Annotated in this window: 3 protein-coding genes; all 3 read right to left on the bottom strand. The window is 63.2% G+C overall.

Going from position 1 to position 2,018, the window contains the following annotated elements; all coding sequences use genetic code 11:
* A partial coding sequence (locus FH061_RS30070; protein WP_151639491.1) for an amino acid ABC transporter ATP-binding protein occupies positions 1-575 on the bottom strand: 575 nt, incomplete at its 3' end.
* 64 nt (positions 576-639) lie between these two features.
* On the bottom strand, positions 640-1,332 hold the full coding sequence (locus FH061_RS30065; RefSeq protein WP_151639490.1) for an amino acid ABC transporter permease: 693 nt from the start codon (positions 1,330-1,332) through the stop codon (positions 640-642).
* On the bottom strand, positions 1,329-2,003 hold the full coding sequence (locus tag FH061_RS30060; protein WP_225984987.1) for an amino acid ABC transporter permease: 675 nt from the start codon (positions 2,001-2,003) through the stop codon (positions 1,329-1,331). The genes FH061_RS30065 and FH061_RS30060 overlap by 4 nt, the downstream gene beginning before the upstream one ends.
* Positions 2,004-2,018: the final 15 nt, after the last annotated feature.

Below are 2,018 nucleotides of genomic sequence, written 5' to 3'. Positions count from 1 at the left end.
ACCACCATCATCGTCATGCCGTCCTGCGCCAGCCCCACCATCACGTCCAGCACTTCATTGATCATTTCCGGATCCAGCGCCGAGGTCGGCTCGTCGAACAGCATCGCGATCGGGTCCATCGACAGGGCCCGCGCAATCGCCACCCGCTGCTGCTGGCCACCCGACAGCTGCCCGGGAAACTTGTCCTTCTGCGCCAGCAGGCCCACCCGGTCAAGATACTTCAGCCCCTTCTCGGTGGCTTCCTCCTCGCTCCTGCCCAGCACCTTTACCTGCCCGATCGTCAGGTTCTGCCGGATCGACAGGTGCGGAAACAGCTCGAAGTTCTGGAACACCATGCCGATCCTCGCCCTCAGCTTCGACAGGTTGGTCTTCGGATCGCCCACCGAAATGCCGTCCACCAGGATCTGCCCCTTCTGGAACGGCTCCAGTCCGTTGACCGTCTTGATCAGCGTCGACTTGCCCGAGCCCGACGGCCCGCACACCACCACCACCTCGCCCTTGGCCACCCGCGTGGTGCAGTCGGTCAGCACCTGGAAACTGCCGTACCACTTGCTGACGTCTTTCATTTCAATCATGTTTTCTCCTCGATCCGGTATTCAAACTGCGGTGCCAGGCCTTGCCCAGGCAGCACGCCATGCATCAGCGAATGATCGCCACCTTCTGCTGCAGCCGCTTGACCAGCAGCGACAGGCCAAAGCAGATGATGAAATACACCAGCGCCACGAACAGGTACATCTCCACCAGGCGGCCGTCGCGCTGGGCCACCTTGGAGGCGGCGCCGACAAAGTCCGTGATCGACAGCACATACACCAGCGACACGTCCTGGAACAGCACGATGGTCTGCGTGAGCAGCACCGGGATCATGTTGCGGAACGCCTGCGGCAGCACGATGTTGCCCATGGTCTGCCAGTAGTTCATGCCCAGCGCCTGGCCGGCCCAGACCTGGCCGCGCGGAATCGACTGGATGCCGGCGCGCATGATCTCGCAGTAGTAGGCCGCCTCGAACAGGATGAAGGTGATCAGCGACGAAGTGAAGGCGCCCACCTGCACCGGCTGGTTCGAGCCGATGATCCAGGCGCCGATATAGGGCACCAGGAAGTAGAACCAGAAGATCACCAGCACCAGCGGAATCGAGCGGATCAGGTTGACATAGGTGGTGGCCACCGTGGAGATGATCTTGTTGGAAGACAGGCGCATCATCGCCAGCAGGGTGCCGAGGACGATGCCGCCGACCATGGCCAGGCCGGTCAGCTCCAGGGTGAAGGCCATGCCGGTCTGGAACAGGTAGACCCAGGAACGCTCGATGACGTCGAAATCGAAGTTGTTCATCATTTGCCTCCGCCGGAGATGAAGCCGGGCACGGCCACGCGGCGCTCGATGAAGCGCATCAGGTTGACCACGACCACGTTGACCAGCACGTAGATGATGGTGGCGGCGGTGAAGGCCTCGAACACCTGGAACGAGAACTCCTGCATGGAGCGGGCGCGGGCGGTCAGCTCCATGAGGCCGATGGTGAGCGCCACGGCGCTGTTCTTGATGACGTTGAGGAACTCGCTGGTGAGCGGCGGGATGATGATGCGAAAGGCCATGGGCAGCAGCACATAGCGGTAGGTCTGGCCGAGGGTCAGGCCGAGGGCGGTGCCGGCCATTTTCTGGCCGCGCGAGAGCGAGCCGATGCCGGCGGAGACCTGCACGGCGACGCGGGCGGAAGTGAAGAAGCCCAGCGACAGCACGGCGGTGATGAAGGGGGCGTTGGGCAGCTGCTTGAGCCAGTCGCCGATGGCGGTGGGGACCAGTTCGGGCATGACGAAGAACCAGAGGAACATCTGGACCAGCAGCGGGATGTTGCGGAACAGTTCGACGTAGGCATTGGCCAGGCGCACGACCCAGCGGTTGGGCAGGGTGCGCAGGGTGCCGATGATGGCGCCGAGGATCAGGGCCATGATCCAGGCCAGCAAGGCGGTGGCCAGGGTCCAGTACAGGCCCGACAGCAGCGTGTCCATGTAGGTGCCGACCGC

The organism is Noviherbaspirillum aerium (assembly GCF_008929045.1).
Classification (GTDB): Bacteria; Pseudomonadota; Gammaproteobacteria; order Burkholderiales; family Burkholderiaceae_D; genus Noviherbaspirillum; species Noviherbaspirillum aerium.
This window is presented reverse-complemented; position numbering and strand designations above follow the sequence as displayed.